The organism is Micromonospora sp. NPDC048170 (assembly GCF_040652795.1).
In the GTDB taxonomy this organism is placed as follows: domain Bacteria; phylum Actinomycetota; class Actinomycetes; order Mycobacteriales; family Micromonosporaceae; genus Micromonospora.
Genome location: NZ_JBEZMR010000004.1, coordinates 91,090 through 111,701, shown reverse-complemented (window position 1 = coordinate 111,701; position 20,612 = coordinate 91,090). Strand labels below are relative to the sequence as shown.

At 73.6% G+C, this 20,612-nt stretch carries 19 protein-coding genes and 3 tRNA genes; 7 read left to right on the top strand and 15 right to left on the bottom strand.

The features are described 5' to 3' along the window. Positions 1 to 13 precede the first annotated feature (13 nt). Positions 14 to 991 carry an NUDIX hydrolase gene (locus AB0D32_RS09085; protein ID WP_357086753.1) on the top strand — a complete coding sequence of 326 codons (978 nt, stop codon included), beginning with the start codon at positions 14 to 16 and terminating at the stop codon, positions 989 to 991. Between the two features lie 30 nt (positions 992 to 1,021). Here AB0D32_RS09085 and AB0D32_RS09080 read toward each other — a convergent pair whose 3' ends face one another. The 4 genes from AB0D32_RS09080 to leuC all read right to left on the bottom strand — a co-directional run bounded on the left by AB0D32_RS09080 (position 1,022) and on the right by leuC (position 6,108). Next, positions 1,022 to 3,043 carry an endonuclease/exonuclease/phosphatase family protein gene (locus tag AB0D32_RS09080; protein WP_357086751.1) on the bottom strand — a complete coding sequence of 674 codons (2,022 nt, stop codon included), beginning with the start codon at positions 3,041 to 3,043 and terminating at the stop codon, positions 1,022 to 1,024. A 154-nt stretch (positions 3,044 to 3,197) separates the two neighbouring features. Then, on the bottom strand, positions 3,198 to 3,887 hold the full coding sequence (locus AB0D32_RS09075) for an HU family DNA-binding protein (protein ID WP_357087424.1): 690 nt from the start codon (positions 3,885 to 3,887) through the stop codon (positions 3,198 to 3,200). Between the two features lie 172 nt (positions 3,888 to 4,059). After that, the gene (gene leuD / locus AB0D32_RS09070; RefSeq protein ID WP_357086749.1) at positions 4,060 to 4,647 is read right to left on the bottom strand and encodes a 3-isopropylmalate dehydratase small subunit; all 588 of its coding nucleotides are present in this window, start codon (positions 4,645 to 4,647) and stop codon (positions 4,060 to 4,062) included. 12 nt (positions 4,648 to 4,659) lie between these two features. Beyond that, a complete protein-coding gene (gene leuC, locus AB0D32_RS09065) occupies positions 4,660 to 6,108 on the bottom strand; it encodes a 3-isopropylmalate dehydratase large subunit (RefSeq protein WP_357086746.1) in 1,449 nt (482 codons plus the stop codon). A gap of 49 nt (positions 6,109 to 6,157) precedes the next feature. Between leuC and AB0D32_RS09060 the strand changes: the two genes are divergently transcribed. Beyond that, positions 6,158 to 6,844 (top strand): IclR family transcriptional regulator, encoded by a 687-nt coding sequence (locus AB0D32_RS09060; RefSeq protein ID WP_357086743.1) that lies wholly within the window; start codon positions 6,158 to 6,160, stop codon positions 6,842 to 6,844. A gap of 188 nt (positions 6,845 to 7,032) precedes the next feature. Here AB0D32_RS09060 and AB0D32_RS09055 read toward each other — a convergent pair. From AB0D32_RS09055 to AB0D32_RS09040, 4 genes are all read right to left on the bottom strand, one after another. Then, positions 7,033 to 7,105 (bottom strand) — tRNA-Glu (locus AB0D32_RS09055). A 268-nt stretch (positions 7,106 to 7,373) separates the two neighbouring features. Then, positions 7,374 to 7,446 (bottom strand) — tRNA-Glu (locus AB0D32_RS09050). A gap of 137 nt (positions 7,447 to 7,583) precedes the next feature. Beyond that, positions 7,584 to 7,655: transfer RNA gene (locus AB0D32_RS09045), tRNA-Gln, on the bottom strand. 107 nt (positions 7,656 to 7,762) lie between these two features. After that, positions 7,763 to 8,566, bottom strand: a complete 804-nt coding sequence (locus AB0D32_RS09040; RefSeq protein WP_357086740.1) for a fumarylacetoacetate hydrolase family protein — start codon at positions 8,564 to 8,566, stop codon at positions 7,763 to 7,765. Between the two features lie 143 nt (positions 8,567 to 8,709). Here AB0D32_RS09040 and AB0D32_RS09035 point away from each other — a divergent pair, with 143 nt between their 5' ends. After that, positions 8,710 to 10,002, top strand: a complete 1,293-nt coding sequence (locus AB0D32_RS09035; protein ID WP_357086738.1) for a hypothetical protein — start codon at positions 8,710 to 8,712, stop codon at positions 10,000 to 10,002. A 34-nt stretch (positions 10,003 to 10,036) separates the two neighbouring features. Next, positions 10,037 to 10,927: a 3-methyladenine DNA glycosylase gene (locus AB0D32_RS09030; protein WP_357086735.1), complete on the top strand. Its 891-nt coding sequence runs from the start codon at positions 10,037 to 10,039 to the stop codon at positions 10,925 to 10,927. Between the two features lie 34 nt (positions 10,928 to 10,961). On the opposite strand, the gene arfB is transcribed toward AB0D32_RS09030, so the two are convergent. The 6 genes from arfB to AB0D32_RS09000 all read right to left on the bottom strand — a co-directional run bounded on the left by arfB (position 10,962) and on the right by AB0D32_RS09000 (position 15,739). Then, entirely contained in the window at positions 10,962 to 11,387 is a 426-nt protein-coding gene (gene arfB / locus AB0D32_RS09025) for an alternative ribosome rescue aminoacyl-tRNA hydrolase ArfB (RefSeq protein ID WP_357086733.1), read from the bottom strand. Between the two features lie 9 nt (positions 11,388 to 11,396). Then, positions 11,397 to 11,699 carry a hypothetical protein gene (locus AB0D32_RS09020; protein ID WP_357086731.1) on the bottom strand — a complete coding sequence of 101 codons (303 nt, stop codon included), beginning with the start codon at positions 11,697 to 11,699 and terminating at the stop codon, positions 11,397 to 11,399. 110 nt (positions 11,700 to 11,809) lie between these two features. After that, positions 11,810 to 12,673: a trypsin-like peptidase domain-containing protein gene (locus AB0D32_RS09015; RefSeq protein WP_357086729.1), complete on the bottom strand. Its 864-nt coding sequence runs from the start codon at positions 12,671 to 12,673 to the stop codon at positions 11,810 to 11,812. A gap of 44 nt (positions 12,674 to 12,717) precedes the next feature. Continuing rightward, positions 12,718 to 13,677, bottom strand: a complete 960-nt coding sequence (locus AB0D32_RS09010; protein ID WP_357086727.1) for a VWA domain-containing protein — start codon at positions 13,675 to 13,677, stop codon at positions 12,718 to 12,720. Then, positions 13,674 to 14,660, bottom strand: coding sequence for a DUF58 domain-containing protein (locus AB0D32_RS09005; protein WP_357087421.1), 987 nt, complete (start codon positions 14,658 to 14,660; stop codon positions 13,674 to 13,676). Before AB0D32_RS09005 ends, AB0D32_RS09010 begins: the two co-directional genes overlap by 4 nt. A gap of 29 nt (positions 14,661 to 14,689) precedes the next feature. Beyond that, positions 14,690 to 15,739: an AAA family ATPase gene (locus AB0D32_RS09000; RefSeq protein WP_357086725.1), complete on the bottom strand. Its 1,050-nt coding sequence runs from the start codon at positions 15,737 to 15,739 to the stop codon at positions 14,690 to 14,692. A 351-nt stretch (positions 15,740 to 16,090) separates the two neighbouring features. Here AB0D32_RS09000 and AB0D32_RS08995 point away from each other — a divergent pair, with 351 nt between their 5' ends. After that, positions 16,091 to 17,494, top strand: coding sequence for a WD40 repeat domain-containing protein (locus AB0D32_RS08995; protein ID WP_357086723.1), 1,404 nt, complete (start codon positions 16,091 to 16,093; stop codon positions 17,492 to 17,494). 19 nt (positions 17,495 to 17,513) lie between these two features. On the opposite strand, the gene cimA is transcribed toward AB0D32_RS08995, so the two are convergent. Continuing rightward, positions 17,514 to 19,094 carry a citramalate synthase gene (gene cimA, locus AB0D32_RS08990; protein ID WP_357086721.1) on the bottom strand — a complete coding sequence of 527 codons (1,581 nt, stop codon included), beginning with the start codon at positions 19,092 to 19,094 and terminating at the stop codon, positions 17,514 to 17,516. Between the two features lie 338 nt (positions 19,095 to 19,432). Between cimA and AB0D32_RS08985 the strand changes: the two genes are divergently transcribed. Together AB0D32_RS08985 and AB0D32_RS08980 are read left to right on the top strand one after the other, a co-directional pair. Next, entirely contained in the window at positions 19,433 to 19,993 is a 561-nt protein-coding gene (locus AB0D32_RS08985; protein ID WP_357086719.1) for a peroxiredoxin, read from the top strand. Positions 19,994 to 19,995: 2 nt separating this feature from the next. Beyond that, positions 19,996 to 20,526, top strand: coding sequence for a carboxymuconolactone decarboxylase family protein (locus AB0D32_RS08980; RefSeq protein ID WP_357086717.1), 531 nt, complete (start codon positions 19,996 to 19,998; stop codon positions 20,524 to 20,526). The last annotated feature ends 86 nt before the right edge of the window (positions 20,527 to 20,612 follow it).

Sequence of the window (20,612 nt, the reverse complement as noted above, 5' to 3'; positions counted from 1 at the left end):
ATAGGCTGACCAGATGTTGGATGAGCGGGAGGGAGCCGGCCCCGGTCGGGGCTGGCCGGCCGGGACCCCCGACGCGACGTCGCCGATCCGGGCGGCGGGCGGTGTCGTGTGGCGCCCCGCCGACGAGCCCGAACCGACCTCCGGCGGCGCGGACGCCACCCGCGCGCCGCGCGGCGGGGTACGGGTCTGCCTGGTGCACCGGCCCCGCTACGGCGACTGGTCGCTGCCCAAGGGCAAGCTGGAACGTGGCGAGCATCCGCTGCTCGCCGCCGTCCGGGAGGTGGCCGAGGAGGCCGATGTCCGGGCGGTGCCGCAGGTGCGCCTGCCCACCGTGCGCTACCGCAGCGAGGGCCGCCCGAAGGCGGTCGACTACTGGTCCATGCGGGCGGTGGCCACCGGCGGCTTCCAGCCGGCCACCGAGGTCGACGACGTGCGCTGGCTCGGCGTGGACGAGGCGGTCCGGCTGGTCAGCTACCCGCACGACGCCGAGGTGCTGGCCGCGTTCGCGGCCCTGCCGACGGTCACCGGGACGGTGGCGCTGGTCCGGCACGCCCACGCCGGCAGGCGGGCCACCTGGTCGGGCCCCGACACCGGCCGGCCGCTCGACGCCGAGGGTTGGGCGCAGGCGCACGCGCTCGCCCCGCTGGTGGCGCTCGTCCGCCCCGTACGCCTGCTGTCGGCCTCGGCCCGCCGCTGCGTACAGACCCTCGACCCGGCGGCGGCGCTGCTCGACCTGCCGATCGAGATCGACGGCGACCTGGACGAGCCTCGGCCGGGCCAACAGACCGACGAGTGCGTGCTTGCCGCCGCCGCCCTCCTGGCCGCGCTGGCGGCCACGGGCGAGCCGATGGGGGTGTGCGGCCAGGGCAAGGTGATTCCGGGCGCCCTGGCCCGGCTCAGCGGGCGGCCGGACGACTTCACCACCCCGAAGGGCGGCGGTTGGCTGCTCGCCTTCGCCGGCGACCACCTGCTCGCGGTCGACCGCCTCTGACCGGGCCGGCCCGGCCAGGCACGCGGCGGGTCAGGTCGGCGGCAGGGTCAGGGTCACCGCGACCGGCAGGTGGTCGCTGGCCGTCGTGGGTCGGGCCGCCGGATCGCGGGTGGCCAGCCCGGGCGTGACGAAGATGTGGTCGATCTGCTGGTGTGGGTCGTCCGCCGGGCTGGTCGGCAGGGGCCGGGCGGCGGCCAGCGCGTCGACCAGACCGGCCCGGGTGAACTCGGCGAACGCCGGGTCGCCCGGTTCCGTGTTCAGGTCGCCGGCCACCACCAGCGGCCGGCCGGCCGCGTACCGGACGGCGAAGTCGGCGACCGCGCGGGCCTGGACCACCGGGTCCTCGCCGGGTGGCGGTTGCAGGTGGGTGGCGACCACCGCGAGGCGGACGTCCCCGCCGAAGTCGATCGTGATCCCGAGGGCCTGCGCGCCGGTGGGCGCACCGACGGCCGGCAGCGGCCGGGTCCGCGCCGCGTCCAGGGGCCACCGGCTCAGCACCGCGTCCCCCCAGAGCGGGTCGGCGGCCGGCGCGAAGACGTACGGCATGTCCAGCCGCTCCGCCAGCAGGTCGAGCGTGTCGTGGCCGCCGTTGAGCAGCCAGCCCCGGTCCACCTCGCTGAGCGCCACGACGTCGGCCCCGGCGACGGCCCGTGCCAGCGCGTCCGGGTCGAAGCGGCCGTCCATCCCGAACCCCATCCGGACGTTGTACGCCGCCACCCGCACCGTGTCCGGCGGCCCGTCCCGGTTGCTCGCGGAGAGCAGCTCGTCGCTCGCGATGGCGGCCAGCAGCGTCAGCACGGCGGCCGAGGCGGCGGTCCACACCGGCGGCAGCGGCGACCGGACCGGCACCGCGGCGGGCCGGACGGCCAGCGCGACGGCGGCGACCAGCACCGCCACCGCCACCGGCACCCCGGCGTTGGGGTGGCCGAGGTCGTAGGCGGAGTAGTACACGATCGCCGCGACGGCGAAGACCAGCATCCCCCCGACCGCGGCGTACCCGCGCCGCCCAGCCGCCCGCGCCGAGTCCGGCTCAGGCTCCCGCGCAGCCTCCCGCGCCGGGTCCCGTGGGCCCTCCTGTGCCGGATCCCGCAGCGGGTCCCGCTCGGCGGGCCCGCCGCCGGCCGAGGCACGGGCCGGGTCGGCGCCGCTGCCGGTCTGCCCGTCGGTCGCGCCGGCCGACGCCAGGCACGCGCCGAGCCCGACGGCGCTGAGCAGGACGGCCGGCAGCAGCAGTTCCCCGCGCCCGAGGGCGACGAGGACGGCCCCGCCGACCAGGGCCGCCGGCCCGAGCCACCGCCAGGCCCCCCGGCGGGGCGGGGCCAGCGCGGCGAGCAGGAAGCCACCGACCGCCACGGCGAGCGGGGCAGGGCCGAACAGTGGCACCGTGGCCACCCCCACCCCGTCGACGGGATCCGACCGCAGCAGACCGAACTGGTACGACGTCGCCGTGCGGACGACCGCCGGGGAGAGCGCCACCATGCCCGCGAGCAGCAGCGCCGGTCCCGCCAGCAGCCAGCTCCGTACGCCGCCCGCACCGGCCGGCGGTGCGGGCCGCGCCTGCCCCGCCAGGAACAGGCCGCTGACCACGACGGCCGCGAGCCACGCCGGCCAGTCCCCGAAGAACGCCGAGCGGTACGTGTCCAGCGCCGTGTGCACGACGGCGCCGAGCGCCAGCCCCAGCGCCAACCCGGGTACCGGGCGATCGGTGCCGGCGGCGGCACCGGCGAGCCAGACCAGCCCGGCGAGCAGCCCGGCCGTGGCCAGCCAGAGCTGGAGCCGCCCGCCCGGTTGGCCGGTGACGGCGAGGCGAGCGACGACCAGCAGCACCGCGGCGACGAGCGTGACGGGGCGGGCGCCCACCCGACGGACCAGCGCGGGCGCGGCCAGGGCCAGCACGAACCAGCCGAGCGCGAACGCTCCCAGCAGTTCGGCGGGGGTCGAGGCGGCCTGCCCGAAGATGGTGATGACGGCCGGCAGGAAGACGCGCAGCACGTCGGTCAGGAGCACGACGCCCAGGGCGAGGGTGGCGGTGGTGAGGTGGCGGTAGCGCACGGGCTGCCTTTCGCCGACCGGAGGGGGTGCGGCGATTCTGCGGGCGGGGCACGGCCCCGGTCAACGGGCGGGTGAGCACGGCGAAGGGCGCCCACCTTTCGGTGGACGCCCTTCCGTACCGCCCGGTTCGGCGCCTGTTCGCGGCGCTCCCGGCTCAGCGCTTGGTCGCGGCCTTCTTGGCCGGGGCCTTCTTCGCCGCAGCCTTCTTGGTCGCGGTCTTCTTCGCCGGCGCCTTCTTCGCCGCCGCGCTCGCCGTCGCGGTCTTCTTCGCCGCGGTGGCCTTCGTCGCCGCGGCGGTCTTCTTCGCCGGCGCGGCCTTGGTGGTCGCGGTCTTCTTCGCCGCGGTGGTCTTGGTCGCCTTCGCCGCGGATGCCTTCTTGGCCGCCGCGGTCGCCTTGGCCCCGGTCGCCTTCGCGCCCGCCGCCTTGGCCCCGGCGGCCTTCGCGCCGGTCGCCTTGGCCCCGGCCGCCTTGGCGCCCGTCGTCTTGGCAGCCGCTGTGGTCTTGGCGGCACCCGTGGTCTTGGCGGCAGCGGCCGTCTTCTTCGCCGCCGCCGTGGCCTTCGGCACCTTGCCGCTGGCCACCATCTCCTTGAACCCGGCGCCGGGCCGGAAGGTCGGGACGGATGTCTTCTTGACCTTCACCGCCTCGCCGGTCCGCGGGTTGCGCGCTGTTCGGGCGCCCCGGACGCGCTTTTCGAACGCTCCGAATCCGGTGATCGCCACCTTCTCGCCCTTGGTGACCGCCGCCTGGACCTCAGCGAGGACCGCGTCGAGCGCGGCCGTCGCCGTCTTCCGGTCCCCCAGGCGAACGGCGAGCGCCTCGATGAGCTCGGCCTTGTTCACGACTTCCTCCCAATTGTGCAACTGACTCGACGCGAGCCATTCTGCGCGCACGGTATGCCCTGTGCTGCCGGGACACAAACATTCGGCCGAAAAAAGCCCTTGTGTCGTAACGGATTCGCCCCCGCCGGTGAGACCGGCGGGGGCGGAAACCGATGTGGGATCGGGCGTACGGCTATACGACCGAGGGCAGGAACGGCGGTCGGGTGGCCTCGAAGGCACTGATCTCCGCCTCGTGGCGGAGGGTGAGTCCAATGTCGTCCAAGCCCTCCAGCAGCCGCCAGCGGCTGAAGTCGTCCATCGGGAACGACCAGGTGGCCTCGCCGACCCGCACCTCGCGGGCGGTCAGGTCGACGGTGACCGGGGTGGCCGGTTCGGCCTCCACCAGATCCCAGATCTCCTCGACCGCTTTCAATTCCAGCTCGACCGGGAGCAGACCCTCCTTGAGCGCGTTGCCCCGGAAGATGTCGCCGAAGCGGGGTGAGATCACGGCACGGAAGCCCCAGTCGCGCAGCGCCCAGACGGCGTGCTCCCGGGAGGAGCCGGTGCCGAACTCCGGACCGGCCACAAGAATCGACGCACCGGAATGGGCTTGATCGTTCAACACGAATTCCGGGTCCTCGCGCCAGGCGCTGAACAAGCCGTCCGCGAAACCGGTCCGGGTCACCCGCTTGAGGTACACGGCGGGGATGATCTGATCGGTGTCCACGTTGGACCGCCGCAGCGGTACGGCGGTGCCCGTGTGGGTGGTGAACCTCTCCATCTGGGTGCCCTTCTACAGGTCGGCGGGAGCGGCCAGCCGGCCCGCCACGGCGGTGGCGGCGGCGACCGGCGGGGAGACCAGGTGGGTGCGTCCGCCCCGGCCCTGGCGGCCCTCGAAGTTGCGGTTGGAGGTGGAGGCGGAGCGCTGGCCCGGCGACAGCGTGTCCGGGTTCATCCCCAGACACATGGAGCAGCCGGCGAAACGCCACTCGGCGCCGGCGTCGGTGAAGACCTTGTCCAGCCCCTCCGCCTCGGCCGCCTCGCGGACGGCGGCGGATCCGGGCACGACCAGCATCCGTACCCCGCCGGCCACCCGGTGCCCACGCAGCACGTCGGCGGCGGCCCGGAGATCCTCCAGCCGGCCGTTGGTGCAGGAGCCGACGAAGACCACGTCGACCGCGAGGTCCCGCAGCGGGGTGCCGGGGCGCAGGTCCATGTACTCCAGCGCGCGGCGGGCAGCGGTCCGCTCGGCCTCGGTGACGAACTCCTCCGGTGCGGGCACCACCGCGCCCAGCGGCGCGCCCTGGCCCGGGTTGGTGCCCCAGGTGACGAACGGGGTGACCGCGCCGGCGTCCAGGGTCACCTCGGCGTCGAAGGTGGCGCCCTCGTCCGTGGGCAGGCTCCGCCACCAGGCGACCGCCGCGTCCCAGTCGGCGCCCGTCGGGGCGTTCGGCCGCCCCTTCAGGTACGCGAAGGTGGTCTCGTCCGGCGCGATCATGCCGGCCTTGGCGCCCCACTCGATGGACATGTTGGCGATGGTCATCCGCCCCTCCATGGACAGCGACCGGATCGCCTCGCCGCGGTACTCGACGATGTGCCCGCGACCGCCGCCCGTGCCGACCTGGGCGATCAGGGCGAGCACCAGGTCCTTGGCGGTGACCCCGGGGCCGAGCTGCCCCGTCACGTTCACCGCCATCGTCTTCGGCCGGCTCTGCGGCAGCGTCTGGGTGGCCAGGACGTGCTCGACCTCACTCGTGCCGATGCCGAACGCGAGCGCGCCGAACGCGCCGTGGGTCGCGGTGTGCGAGTCGCCGCAGACGATGGTCATGCCCGGCTGGGTGACGCCGAGCTGCGGGCCGATGACGTGCACGATGCCCTGGTTGGCGTCGCCCAGCGGGTGCAGCCGGACGCCGAACTCGGCGCAGTTGCGGCGCAGCGTCTCGATCTGCGTACGCGAGGTCGGGTCGGCGATGGTGAGCAGGTCGCCACGCCGCTCCCGGAACGACGGGTCGGCGTACCCCGTCGGGGTGTTGTGGTCCTCCGTCGCGAGCGTGAGGTCGGCGCGGCGCACCGGGCGCCCGGCGAGGCGTAGCCCGTCGAAGGCCTGCGGGCTGGTCACCTCGTGCAGGAGGTGCAGGTCGATGAAGAGCAGATCGGGCTCGCCCTCGGCTGACCGTACGACGTGCGCGTCCCAGACCTTCTCGGCCAGGGTCCTCGGCTCGGTAGTAGTGACTCCCACCATCTGGACATCCTAAATTCTGGGAGGTAAGTTTCGGCTTGTGGGACACAGTATGAGCGGTGTCGGCGTTCTCGACAAGGCGGTGGTCATCCTGGCCGCCTGCGTCGACGGCGCCAGCCTGGCCGAACTCGTTGAACGCACCAAGCTGCCCCGGGCCACCGCGCACCGGCTGGCGCAGGCGCTGGAGATCCACCGGATGCTGGTCCGGGACACCCAGGGACGCTGGCGTCCAGGCCCGCGCCTGGGTGAGCTCGCCAACTCCGCGCCCGACGTGCTCCTGACGGCGGCGGAGCCGCTGCTGGCGGCGTTGCGGGACGCCACGGGCGAAAGCGCCCAGCTCTACCTGCGCCGCGCCGACGAACGCATCTGCGTGGCCGCCGCCGAGCGGGCCAGCGGCCTGCGGGACACCGTGCCGGTCGGTTCGGTGCTGCCGATGACGGCGGGCTCCGCGGCGCAGATCCTGCTCGCCTGGGAACCGCCGGAGGCCGTGATGCCGCTGCTGCCCCGGTCGAAGTTCACCGGCCGCACCCTGGCCGAGGTACGCCGCCGCGGCTGGGCCCAGAGCGTCGCCGAACGCGAGGCAGGTGTGGCGAGCGTCTCGGCGCCGATCCGCGACCGCACCGGCCGGGTCATCGCCGCGATCAGCATCTCCGGCCCCATCGAGCGCCTGGGCCGCCGCCCCGGCGAGCGCCACGCGATGGCCGTGGTCCGAGCCGGCCAACGCCTCTCCGGCCTCTGACCCGCCAGGCCCCGGCCCCACCGGACCCACCGGACCCACCCAATGTCGATCAAGAAGTTTGCGGTCTGGTCCGGCATCGGATCTGGACGCAAACGTCTTGGTCAACCCAAGTGGCACAGGGGCCGGGGGAAGAGAGGGTGATACGAGGGCGGCCCGTCCCACGGGTGGGGCGGGCCGTTCGAGTGTTGTAGCCCCGACCGGATTCGAACCGGCGCTACCGCCTTGAGAGGGCGGCGTCCTGGGCCGCTAGACGACGGGGCCAGAACTTCTGTTTCCTCCGCCCTTCCGGGCGGTGCCGCTGTAGTCTAGCGGCGTCCCCTCCGGGGACGAAAACCGGGGCGACCGCCTCCGGGCGACCGAAACCGGATCGCCCGGACACCGGGAGGCCAACGCCCCTGGCGCCCAGCGCCAGCCGCAGGAACGGCTCACGCCCATCAGACGCCGAGGCTGGTGTCGACCGCACGCGGGGCAACTGGGACTATGCGAAACGGCCCGCCCCACCGGAGTGGAACGGGCCGTTCGAGTGTTGTAGCCCCGACCGGATTCGAACCGGCGCTACCGCCTTGAGAGGGCGGCGTCCTGGGCCGCTAGACGACGGGGCCAGAACTTTCCTTGCGGCGCTGCTCTGTCGAGCGGCGCCGCTGGACTCTATCAGAGAGAACCCCGATCCCCTGACCGGGAATCGGAGCTGCTCTCCTACGAGATCCAGCGCCCGAGACTCTTTCGAACCTCGGCTGCGCTGGGGTACCAGGACTCGAACCTAGACTAACTGAACCAGAATCAGTCGGGCTGCCAATTACCCCATACCCCATTGGCCCCTTGCGGTGCCGGGAGCAAACTTTACCCTCCCGGTGCCGGCAGGCCAAATCGAGCCTCCCATACCGCCTCTGAACAGCGGAAACAGGGCCTCGACGCGGATCAGGCGACGGGCACCACCGGGTTGGTCAGCTCCCCGATCCCCTCGATCCGCACGGTGACCGTATCCCCCTCCAGGAGCGGGCTAACCCCCGCGGGCGTGCCGGTGAGGACCACGTCGCCGGGGAGCAGCGTCATCACGTGTGAGACGTACGACACCAGGGCCGGCACGTCGAAGACCATGTCCCGGGTCCGGCCGAGCTGGCGGACCTCCATCTCCTCGGGATTGCGACCCACCTCACAGCGGATCTCCACGTCGCGGACGTCGAGCCCGGTGGTGATCCACGGCCCGATCGGGCAGAACGAGTCGAAGCCCTTGGCGCGGGTCCACTGGCCGTCGGAGTTCTGGAGGTCCCGGGCGGTGACGTCGTTGGCGCAGGTGTAGCCGAAGATGGCCCGCTCGGCGGCGGCCCGGTCGGCCCGGCGGGCGCCCGGCGCGCCGATCACCACCGCCAACTCGGCCTCGTGCTCGACCTGCTTGGAGAAGATCGGCAGCCGGATCGCGTCCCGGGGCCCGATCACGGAGGTGGACGGCTTGAGGAAGAGCAGCGGTTCCTTCGGCACCTCGCCGCCGCGCTCGGCGGCGTGCTCGGCGTAGTTGCGGCCGACGCAGACGACCTTGCTGGGCAGGATCGGCGAGAGCAGACGGACGTCCGACAGCGCCCAACGGGCACCGCTGAAGGTGATCTGGCCGAACGGGTGGCCCTCGATCTCGGCGATGGTCAGGCCCTGCGGGCCCGCCTCCGACTCGCCCTCGACGACGCCGAACGACATTCCCTTGGCATGAGCAAAACGAGCGATACGCACCAGGCCAATCTAGCCCCGGCGGCCCGCGACCAGGCTGAGGCGGCGCACCCTAATCCACCGGACGTACGCGGAGGCGGAGTTCCCGACTTCGTACCCGCCCGGCGTCGTCCCGCCCCTAGCGTCGGCTCCGGAGGTTCGTTCGTATGCCTGCATCGACACGACACCACAGGGCCCTCGCAGTGTTCGTACACTGCCTCGGCATTCTCGCCGCCGTGCCGGCACTGCCCGCGGCGGATCCACCCGCGGCGGCCGCGCAGCCACCACCGGCGGTCGCGCCGACCCCGGCGCCGGCCATGCCGTCGGTGCCGCCCGCCGTTCCCACCCCGACCCGGGCCGCCCCGCCGGTGGCGAAGCCGCCCGTCACGGTCGCGGTGGTGCCGGAGAGCACGCCGGCGCCGCGCTACCGGATCCAGGTCCGCAACAGCGGCGGCACGCCGGTGGACACCACCGTCCGGCAGGAACTGCCGCCCGGAGCCTCGGCGACCGACATCACCACCGGGGGTCGGGCCTCCCGCACCGCCGGGCAGTCGGCCACCGAGGTGACCTGGCAGCTGAAGCTGCCCGCCCGCAGCACCACGACCCTGGGCACGGCGCTCACCACCGCCGCCCCGGACCGGCCGCTGACCGCGCCGGCCTGCGCCTTCGCCCGCGACGGCAACCGGCCGTACGACTGCGCGACCGCGACCTGGAAGGCGGCCGTGCCGGCCGCCGCGCCCGAGCGGACCGAGACGCCGCCGTGGCGCCGGACGCCGGTGCTGGCGGCCGGGCTGGGCATCGTGGCGGTGCTCGCGCTGGGCGGGGTCTGGGCCTGGCGGCGACGACGCCGGTCGCGGCGGCCGGTCGCCGCCGCCCTCTCCGACGGTGGGCCGGGGACGATCTACCCGCGCCCGGCCGCGCCACGCCCGGAGCAGATCCGCCGCAAGCCGTCCGTCTGGCTGATCGTCCCGGTGGCCGCCGCGGTGCTGGCCGGCACGGTGGGCACCGCCGCCTGGACGGCCACCCGGCAGGTCGCCGACATCGACACCGACAGCCAGCCGACCAGCGGCGCGTGGCGCGGCCACGGGGTCAACGGCGCCGTCGGGGAGCCGCTGCGCGAGTCGGCGTTCGAGTTCACCGTGTACCGCGTCGCGTGCGAGCCGGGCCGGGCGGCCCGGCAGTGCGAGGCCACGGTCGGGGTCCGCAACCTCACCCCGGAGCAGCAGAGCTGGCACGGCCGCCTGCAACGGGCGTACCTGCCCGACGGCAACTTCGTCAGCACCGACGAGCAGGCGACGCGGACGGCCAACCAGGGCCGGGACGTCTTCGCCCAGCCGATGGCGGCCGGCAGCCGGGCCGTGCTGCCGCTGGTCTTCACGGTCGACGGGCAGGCGCAGCCGGAGCAGTTGGAACTGCGCAGCGGGGTGTTCTCCGCCGGGGTCCGGGTGGACGTGCCCTGACCGGGCGCCGGGCGGCGGTCGTACCCTTGGCTCCGTGACCGCCGCCCTCGCCCCGACCGCCGTGCTCGACGCGGCACGATGGCAGGCCCGGCGCCGGGCGCACGAGGAGCGGGTCGACGCCTGGCTCGCCGGGCACCTGGCACGCCGCCGCCGGGGCGGCAGGCATCCGGTGGAGGACTTCCTCTTCACCTACTACTCGCACCGCCCGGCCCAGCTGCGCCGCTGGCACCCGGGGCCCGGGGTGGTGCTGCGCGACGCGGACCCGGCCGGGTTCGGCCGGGACTACCGCGCCACCGCCGCCGGGGTCACCCTCGACACCGAGGCGGTGCGCGCGCGGCGTGCCGAGTCGATCGGGTGGATCCGGGCACTGCTGGCGGCGACCGCCGGCCGCCCGGCGCACCTCGGCTGCTTCGGGATGCACGAGTGGGCCATGGTCTACCGGCAGACCCAGGAGGAGGTACGCCACAACGCCTGGCCGCTGCGGCTGAGCCCCGAGGAGACCGCGGCCGTGGTACGGGAGCGGGGCGTGCGGTGCAGCCACTTCGACGCGTACCGGTTCTTCACCGCGCCGGCCCGGCCGTTGAACCTGCTCACCCCGACGCGCGACACGCAACACGTCCACGAGCAGCCGGGTTGTCTGCACGCCAACATGGATCTCTACAAGTGGGCGTACAAGCTCTCCCCGCTGGTGCCGAGTGAGCTGGTCGCGGACGCGTTCGAGCTGGCCCGGGAGATCCGCACGCTCGACATGCGCGCCTCCCCGTACGACCTCACCGACCTCGGCTACCCGCCCGTACGGGTGGAGACCGCCGAGGGGCGGCACGAGTACGTGCGGGCGCAGCGGTCCTTCGCGGAGCGGGCCGCGCCCCTACGGGAGCGCCTGGTCGCCGAGTGCGACCGCCTGCTGCCCACCGTGGACGGGTGAGCGGGCTCGGGCCGTACGTGGCGGAGGGCTGCGGTCAGTCGCCGTCGACGCGGCGGTCGCGCTTGCGCTGCGACTGGCGCTTCTTTTCGGCCAGCCGGCGCTCCTTCGCCCCGCGTGACGGGCGGGTGGGCCGGCGGGGCGGGGGCGGCGGGGCGGCGGCCTCGCGCAGCAGCGCGGCCAGCCGCTCCCGGGCGGCCTCCCGGTTGGCCAGCTGCGCCCGGTGCTCGCTGGCGGTGACGGTGAGCACGCCGTCGACCAGCCGGCCCGCCAGCCGCTCCAGCGCCCGCGCCCGCAGCGGCTCGGGCACGCCGGGCGAGGCGGCCAGGTCGTAGCTCAGCTCGACCCGCGAGTCGGTGGTGTTGACGCCCTGGCCACCGGGCCCCGACGACCGGGAGAACCGTTCCCGCAGCTCAGCCGCGGGAACGGTCCATCGGTCGGTCACCCGCAGTCCGTCGTCCACGCTCCGAGGCTAACGCCCCGCCCGGACGCTCGGAGTCACGGACGGGCTCGGCGTCGGCCCCGGCGGGGCGGGCTCCCCGTCGGAGCCGGCGGCGGCGTACGCGACCGCCCCGATCAGCAGCAGGACGATCACCCCGATCTTCGTGGTGGCTGCCTTGATCAGCAGCCACGCGGCGCTCCGGGCGCCGGGCACGGTCTTCCTCACGGTCTGGTAGTCGGCCCACCCACGTCGCGCCCGGGCGTACGCCGACCCCACACCGGTACCGATCAACAGGCCCACCAGCAGGAGGGCCACGATTCCAGGACGCTCCACTCACGCCAGTATCCATACTCAGAGTGATATTTCCATTAGCCGATCAATTCGCGCCGGGTATCCGACAGTTTTCACGTTCCCGGGCCGCCCCGGGCGGGTGCGCACGCAGCTCATCCGCCCTTTCCGATGATCGTGTCGGCGGTCTGCTGCACCTGTTCGATGGGAATGGCGAAACCGATTCCGATCGAGCCGTTGCCGTCGATCGTGGCGATGGCCGTGTTCACCCCGACCACCTCACCCCGCGCGTTGACCAACGGGCCGCCCGAGTTGCCCGGGTTGATCGAGGCGTCGGTCTGCACGGCGGTGTGCCGGTTGTCGCCGAGGCGTACCTGCCGGTCCAGGGCGCTGACGATGCCGGCGGTTACGGTGCCGGGCAGCCCCAGCGGCGAGCCGACCGCCAGCACCGGCTCGCCCACCCGGGTGGATCCCGGTTTGGCCAACGGCAGCGCGGCCAGGCCGGCCGACGGCGGCACCCGGAGCACGGCGAGGTCGCTGCGCGGTTCCCGGCCGACCACCTCGGCGGCGAACCGCCGCCCGTCCGGCAGTTCCACCGTCACCGAGCCGCCGCGCCCCTTGGCCAGGATGTGGTCGTTGGTGATGATGTGCTGCTGGTCGTCGACGGCGAAGCCGGAGCCGGTGGCCGAGGCGCCGCCGGCCCCGCCCACCAGCACCGAGACCACCCCCGGCACGGTCTTCCCGGCCGCGGTCACCAGCTCGGCCGGTACCGGGGCCGCCGAGGCCGCGGTCGGACCGGGGGCGGCGTCGCGGCCGGCCACGACGCCGCCGGCCACCGCACCGGAGACGGTCGACAGGGCCACCACCGCCAGCCCCGCCAGCAGCCGCCCGCCCGGGCGCCACCGGCCCGGACCACGCTCCGATCCGGGCCCGTCCCACCGGCCCCGGCCGTCCGGATCCAGCTCCGGGGAGATGAACCAGGGGCCGCGCGGTTCGCCCAGCCCGGTCTGCACTGCCATGCGTACGCTCCTCACGTGTCCTTCTCGACGGTGGCCGTACGGGTTCAGGGCAGCCGCGAGAACCAGCGCATCGAGCCGGCCGCGGCACCCATGGCGAACACCAGTCCGAGACCGATGAAGCGGGCCGAGACGTCCTGCCGTTCCGTGCGGTAGCCGACCGAGGTGCCGATGTCCTCGTAGACGGCACGCAGCTCGTCGCTGGTGCTGGCCTCGTGGAACACGCCTCCGGTCTCGTCGGCGACCGCGCGCAGGGTCTGCCCGTCGACAGGCACCTGGATCGGCCTGCCGCCCCGGTCCACCGTGCCGTCCGCGGTGCCGAACGAGATGGTGTGCACCGGGACCTTCATGTCGATCGCCTCGGCCGCCGCCTCCATCGGGTCCATGCCGGAGGTGTTCGCGCCGTCGGAGAGCAGGATGATCCGGGCCGGTGGCGGGTCCTTCGCCGCCTGGCTGTCGAAGCCCTTCACCGCGCCGAGCGAGGTGCTGATGGCCTCGCCGATGGCGGTGCCCTGCACCCCGGTGGCCCCCTCGACCAGCCGCTCGATCCCCTCGTGCAGCGCCTCCCGGTCGGTGCTGGGTGGCACCAGCACCGCCGCGCTGCCGGCGAACGCGACCAGCCCGACGTTGAACTCGTCGGGCAGGCCGTCCACGAAACGCCGGGCGGATTCCTTGGCGGCGCTGAGCCGGTCCGGTTCCACGTCGCCGGCCAGCATCGAGGTGGAGACGTCGACGGCGACCATCACCGTGGCCCGTTCCCGGGGCACCCGCACCTCCGCCGTGGGCCGGGCGAAGCCGACCACCAACAGCGCCAGCATCGCGAGGAAGAGCCCGGCCGGCACGTGCCGCCGCCAGGCCGGGCGGTGCGGCGCGACCCGGTCGAGCAGCCGCAGGTTGGTGAAGCGGACGGCGTACCGGCTGCGCCGGCGCTGCATCAGCAGGTAGCCGGCGGCCAGGGCGAGCACCCCGAGCAGGAGCCAGAGCCGGACGGGCGACTGCCAGATCACGAGACACCTCCCCGGGCGGTCCGGGCCGGGGCCGCCGCGAGCCGCCGCTGCGCGTGCACGTGCCGCACGATGTCGGCGCCCCAGTCCCGGTCGGTGCGCAGCGGCAGGTGGGTGGCCCCGGTGCGGCGCAGTGCCTGGCGTACCTGGTCGCGCTGGGCGGTCGCGGCCGCCGCGTACCGCTCACGCAACGCGCGGTCGCCGGTCCAGACCTCGCGCCGCCGCCCGGTCTCCGGGTCGACCAGGGTGACCAGGCCGACATCGGGCAGCTCCAGCTCCCGGGGGTCGGTGACCTCCACGGCGAGCACCTGGTGCCGCACGGCGAGGCGGCGCAGGGGCGTCTCCCAGGTCGGTACGTGCCGGGGATCGTCGGGCAGCCCGTCGAGGTAGTCCGAGACCACGACGACGAGGCCACGACGCAGCGCCACCCGGTGCACGGCGGCCAGCCCGTCGGACAGGTCGGGGCCTGTCTCCGCCGGGTCGGCCCCGTCGTGGCCGCCGACGCGCGGAGCGGTCAGCAGTGCCCGGAGCAGCCCGAGCAGGTGGGTACGCCCGCTGCGGGGCGGAAACCGGCGCAGCCCGTGCGGGCCGAGCACCTGCGCGCCGAGGCGGTTGCCCATGCCGCCGGTGAGGAAGCCGACCGCCGCGACGGCCGCCACTGCCAGCTCCCGCTTGTCGAGCGTGGCGGTGCCGTACTCCATGCTGGGACTCGCGTCGACCAGCAGCCAGGTGGTCAGTTCCCGGTCGGCGTCGACCTCCCGCACGTGCGGGACCGTGGTCCGGGCGGTCACCGCCCAGTCCATCCGGCGCACCTCGTCCTCACCGGGGCGGTACTCCCGGCTGCCGGCGGGCTCGCTGCCCGGCCCGGGCAGCAGGCCGCGGTACCGGCCGTGCAGCAGCCCGTCCAACCGGCGGGTGACGGTCAGTTCCAGCCGGCGCAACCGCCGGTCCCCGGTGAGGTCGGCCAGTCCCGGGTCGGCCGGCACGGTCGCCGGCGCGGTGGCCCCGCGCCACCTCATGCCGCCGCCAGGTCGGCCGCGTGTTCCGGACGGGCGGTGGCGACGCGGGGCGGCGGCACCGCCTCGACCAACCGCCGGACCACCGCCTCGGCGGCCACCCCGTCGGCGACCGCGTCGAAGGAGAGCACCAGCCGGTGGGCGAGCACGTCGACGGCCAGTTCGCGGACGTCCTCGGGCAGCACGTACTCGCGCCCACGCAGCAGCGCCTGGGCCCGCGCGGCGGCCACCAGGCCGAGGGTGGCGCGGGGGCTCGCCCCGTACGCGAGCAGCGGGGCGATCTCGGGCAGGCCGAACCGGCCCGGGTCGCGGGTGGCGAGGATGAGCCGGACCACGTACTCGGCGAGGGCGTGGTGCACGAAGACGTGGGCGGCGCGGGCCTGGAGTTCCCGTAGTCGCTGCGGGTCGAGCACCCGGCGGGCGGTGGGCCGGTCGGCGCTCATCCGGTAGAGGATGGCGAGTTCGTCGGCGTCGCTCGGGTAGTCGACGACTACCTTCATCAGGAACCGGTCGCGCTGCGCCTCCGGCAGCTGGTAGACCCCCTCGGACTCGATCGGGTTCTGGGTGGCCAGCACCAGGAACGGCTCCGGTACGGGATGGCTGCGCCCGCCGATGGAGACCTGGCGCTCGGCCATCGCCTCCAGCAGGGCGGACTGCACCTTGGCCGGCGCCCGGTTGATCTCGTCGGCGAGCACCAGGTTCGCCATGATCGGACCCAGCTCGATGTCGAAGTCCTCCCGCGACGCCCGGTAGATCCTGGTGCCGACGATGTCGGAGGGGACGAGATCCGGGGTGAACTGGATCCGGGAGAAGGTGCCGCCCACCACGGTCGCCAGCGTCTGCGCCGCGAGCGTCTTGGCCACCCCGGGCACGCCCTCCAGGAGGCAGTGCCCGTCCGCGACGAGGGCGGTGAGCAGGCGCTCGACGAGCCGATCCTGCCCGACGATCACGCGTTTGACCTCGAAGAGGGTCTGTTCCAGGTCGGCTGCGGTCGCGTCGGGATCGACCGGGCTGGGCACGCTGGCCAGGGTGTCCGAGATGTCCGTCACGGTGCTTGCTTCCCGTGGCAGTGGTCGGACAAACGTCGGATTATCAGCCCCGGGACGGTCCTTACCGCCTCGAACCGGGACGAGCTTCCCGCCCCGGCCGAGACGACCCCGCTTGAAAGGAAGGTCCCCCTACCAACGCTTTGTACAGGATGGGGCCCTTCCGCCAAACCATTCATGAAATACGGGGTCGCGCCGGGGCACCGGCCTCCATCGACGGCACCGGATAGCCTGGACCACCACCGTCGGTACGAGACGCGTGATCCGGTTGCCGCAGCCCTGTCATGCACGGCCGGCAGGAGTGGGAAGGTGTCCCGATTGCGTCCCTCGCCGGATGGGCTCCGTCGTCTCGTCGTGCTCAGCCTGCTGTTCGTCGCCGGGGCGCTGGCCCTGGAACTCTTCGCCAACCTGATCAGTGGTCCGGTCCAGCGCCTCCTCGGCCGGCTGCCGGGATGGCTCTACCCGCTGGCCCTGGCGGGGCTCCTGGCGGCCGCAGCCGTGGCCACGTTCTGGTACGAGCGTTCCGGCCGGCACACCGACCGTCCGCCCGGGCGGGCCGCCGGAACGGGGACGGGGGAGGGCGACCCACCGATCGCCGGGGTGCGGACGGGCGACCGGCCGGCGGCCCAGACGCGGCCGGCCTGGCGACCGGATCGCCGCACCCTCGTGCGGGCCGGGCTCGGTGTCGCAGCCGCCGGGGTGGCCGTCGCGGCCGTGCCGAAACTGATCACCCGACGTGCGGGGCCGGACCCGTCGGCCGGACCGAACGGGTGGACCCAGCGGATCCTCAAGCCCCCGGCCAAGAAGAAGTCCGACCCGGTCAAGCTGGTCTTCAGCCCGGACGGCGCGACCCTCGCGACGGGAATCCAGAACAGCGGGGTGGTCATGCTGTGGGACCTCACCTCGCTCGCGCGCGTCATCCTGGACAGCCCGGCAGGAGCGGCCGCCGTGGCGTTCAGCCCGGACGGTGCCATGGTGGCCACCATGCCGGTCAACACCGGCTGTTTCGACCGCGGGCCGGTGCTGATCTGGGACATCGCCACCCAGCGGAAGGTCGCCAGCCTGGCCGGGAACATGCTCGGGGGCTCGATCGCGTTCGGCCCCGACGGAAAGGTGCTGGCCTGCGGGTACCACTCCGACTGCGACGACGACCTCACGGCGGGGCCGGGCGTGGTGGAGCTGTGGGACGTGCCCAGGCGCAGGCGTACCGGCCGGCTCACCCACCCGGCGATGGTGGCGCGCTGCGCGACGTTCAGTCCGGACGGCACGATCCTGGCCGTCGGCGGAGGACCACGGAAGCCCACCGGTGCCGACAGCATCATGCTCTGGAACCCGGGCACCCGTCGGCATCTCGCCACCCTCACCCACCCCGACATGACCGTGCTGGAGGTGGCGTTCAGCCCGACCGGCACGGCCCTCGCCGGCGCCGGCTACGGCGCCGGCGAGGCCGGCGTGGTGATGCTGTGGGATCCCGCCACCCGCCGCAACACCGCCACCCTCACCCTGCCGGACGCACTGGTGGAGTCCGTGGCGTTCAGTCCGGACGGCAGGACCCTGGCGGCCGCTCTCGCCACCCGTTCCGGTCATGACGGTGCGGTGGTGCTCTGGGACATCGCCACCGGCAGCAGGGTGGCCACCCTGGTGCACACGGGCGATCCGGCCGTGACCTCGGTGGCCTTCAGCCCCGATGGCAGGACACTGGCCAGTGGCACCAGCGACGCCTCGGTGCGCCTCTGGACGAAGCCCGCGGCGCAGTGATCCGCACCCGGTCCGACGATCAGACGCGGGCGCGGTCGAGGCCGTAGGTGAGCGCGTCGACGAGGGCGTGCCAGGACGCCTCGACAACGTTGGGGTGCACGCCGACCGTCGTCCAGTCCCGGCCGGTGCCGTCGACGGTCTCCAGCAGCACCCGGGTCACCGCGCCGGTGCCGTGGGTGCCCTCCAGGATGCGCACCTTGTAGTCGGCCAGCTCGAAGTCGCGCAGCTCCGGGTAGTGCCGGGTCAGCCCGGCCCGCAGCGCCTCGTCCAGGGCGTTGACCGGGCCGTTGCCCTCAGCGGTGGCGATGACCCGCTCCCCGCGTACGCGGATCTTGACGGTCGCCTCGGAGACCACCGCGCCGTCCTCCCGGTGCTCGACCAGCACCCGGTACGACTCCAGCGCGAACGGCCTGGCGGGGGCGGTGTCCAACTCCGAGCGGACCAGCAGCTCGAACGACGCGTCGGCGGCCTCGAACGACCAGCCGCCGGCCTCCAGTTCCTTGACCCGCCGGGTGACCCGCGACAGCGCCTCCGGATGGCCGGCCAGATCCAGGCCGAGCTCGCGGCTCTTGAGCTCGACGCTGGCCCGGCCGGCCATCTCGGTGACGAGGATCCGCATGTCGTTGCCCACCACCTGTGGGTCCACGTGGTTGTAGAGCAGCGGATCCACCTTGATCGCGCTCGCGTGCAGCCCCGCCTTGTGGGCGAAGGCCGCGGCCCCGGCGTACGCCTGGTGGGTGTCGGGGGCGATGTTGGCGATCTCGGCGATGGCGTGGGAGACCCGCACCATCTGCCCCAGGCAGCCCTCCGGTAGGACGGGCAGCCCGAGCTTGAGCTGGAGGTTGGCGACGACGGCGAAGATGTCCGCGTTGCCGGGGCGTTCGCCGTAGCCGTTGGCGGTGCCCTGGAAGTGGCGTACCCCCGCCTCCACGGCGGCGACCGTGTTGGCCACCGCGCAGGCCGTGTCGTTCTGGCAGTGGATGCCGAGCAGTTCCGGGCCGACGCCCAGCCGCGCGGTCAGGTCGACGATGGCGGCGGTGACCTGGGAGGGCAGCATCCCGCCGTTGGTGTCGCAGAGCACCACCCGTTCGGCGCCCGCGGCGAGCGCGGTCTCCACCACGGCAGCGGTGTACGCCGGGTCGAACCGGTAGCCGTCGAAGAAGTGCTCCCCGTCGACGAAGACCCGGCGTCCCTCGGCCACCAGGTGCGTCACCGTGTCGTGGATCATCGCCAGGTTCTCGGCCGCGGTGGTGCGCAGCGCCCGCTCGACGTGCCGCAGGTCCGCCTTGGCGACCAGGGCGACGGCCGGCGTCTGCGCGTCGAGCAGGCCGCGCACCTGCGGATCCTCGCCGACGGCCACCCCGGCCCGCCGGGTGGCCCCGAACGCGACCAGCAGCGCGTGCCTCAGGTCGAGTTCGTCGCGCGCCCGGCGGAAGAACTCGGTGTCCTTCGGCACCGCGCCCGGCCAGCCACCCTCGATGAAGCCGACGCCGAACTCGTCGAGCAGCCGGGCCACCGCGAGCTTGTCGACCACCGAGTAGCTGAGCCCCTCACGCTGGGCGCCGTCGCGCAGCGTGGTGTCGTACACCTGGAACGTCATCAGGGAGTCCTTTCGGAGCAACAAAAAGACCTCCCGCGGATGCGGGAGGTCTGCGCGCTCGGCGGAGGGGAGGCCGGCGCGCTAGGTGCGAATAATCAGGTGGGTGCTGGTCACGATCGCCACTCTGCCACCCGGACCCCGGTTTTGGGAGACAAAATCCATATGCCGGGACGGTGACGGAGGGTTGCGATACCGCACCGGCGGCAGCCCACCGGCGCAACGCGCCGCTCGTGATCGACTTCACAAGTCAGCCGGCCGCCATCCGGCACAAACGAGCGCAGGGGAAGAATCTGGAACAGATCAAGTTACCGGCCTCGTGCCGCTGTCAAGGAGGACCTGTGCTCACTGTCGGTGACCGCTTCCCCGAGTACGAACTCACCGCCTGCGTGTCGCTGGACGCCGACAAGGCGTTCGAGTCGATCAACCACAAGTCCCACCAGGGCAAGTGGCGGGTCGTCTTCTTCTGGCCGAAGGACTTCACCTTCGTCTGTCCGACCGAGATCGCGGAGTTCGGCCGGCTGAACGAGGAGTTCGCCGACCGCGACGCCCAGGTCCTCGGCGTGTCGGTGGACAACGAGTTCGTCCACTACGCGTGGCGCAAGGACCACCCGGACCTGCGCGAGCTCCCCTTCCCGATGCTCAGCGACGTCAAGCGCGAGCTGAGCGCCGACTGCGGCGTGCTCGGCGAGGACGGCGTGGCCCAGCGGGCCACCTTCATCGTCGACCCGGACAACGAGATCCAGTTCGTCATGGTGACCGCCGGTTCGGTCGGCCGCAACGTCTCCGAGGTGCTGCGGGTGCTCGACGCCCTGCAGACCGACGAGCTCTGCCCCTGCAACTGGAACAAGGGCGGCGACACGCTGGACGCCACCAAGCTCCTCGCCGGTACCGGGGCCTGACCATGGGTCTGGATGCCATCAAGGCGGCTCTGCCCGAGTACGCCAAGGACATCAAGCTCAACCTCGGCTCCACCATCGCCACCAGCACGCTGAAGCCGGAGCAGGCGTGGGGCACCGCCCTGGCCTGCGCCGTCGCGGCGCGCAACCCGGTGGTGCTGCGGGAGATCGCCACCGAGGCGGCCACCCACCTCGGACCGGAGGCGGTCGAGGCGGCCAAGGGCGCCGCCGCGATCATGGCGATGAACAACGTCTACTACCGGGCCAAGCACCTGATCGGCGACGAGCAGTACCAGTCGATCCCGGCCCGACTGCGGATGCAGATCATCGCCAAGCCGGGCGTCGACAAGGCCGACTTCGAGCTCTGGTGCCTGGCGGTCTCGGCGATCACCGGCTGCGGCGTGTGCCTGGAGTCGCACGAGAAGACCCTGCGCAACGCGGGCTTCAGCCGCGAGCAGGTGCACGAGGGGCTGCGCATCGCCGCCGTCGTGCACGCCGCCGCGGTCACCCTGGACGCCCAGGCCGCGCTCGCCTGACGCGTACGCCCAAAGTGGGCCGGTGCCGCAGTGCGGCACCGGCCCACCCCCCACACCCCCCCCCCCCCCAACCCCGCCCCCCCACA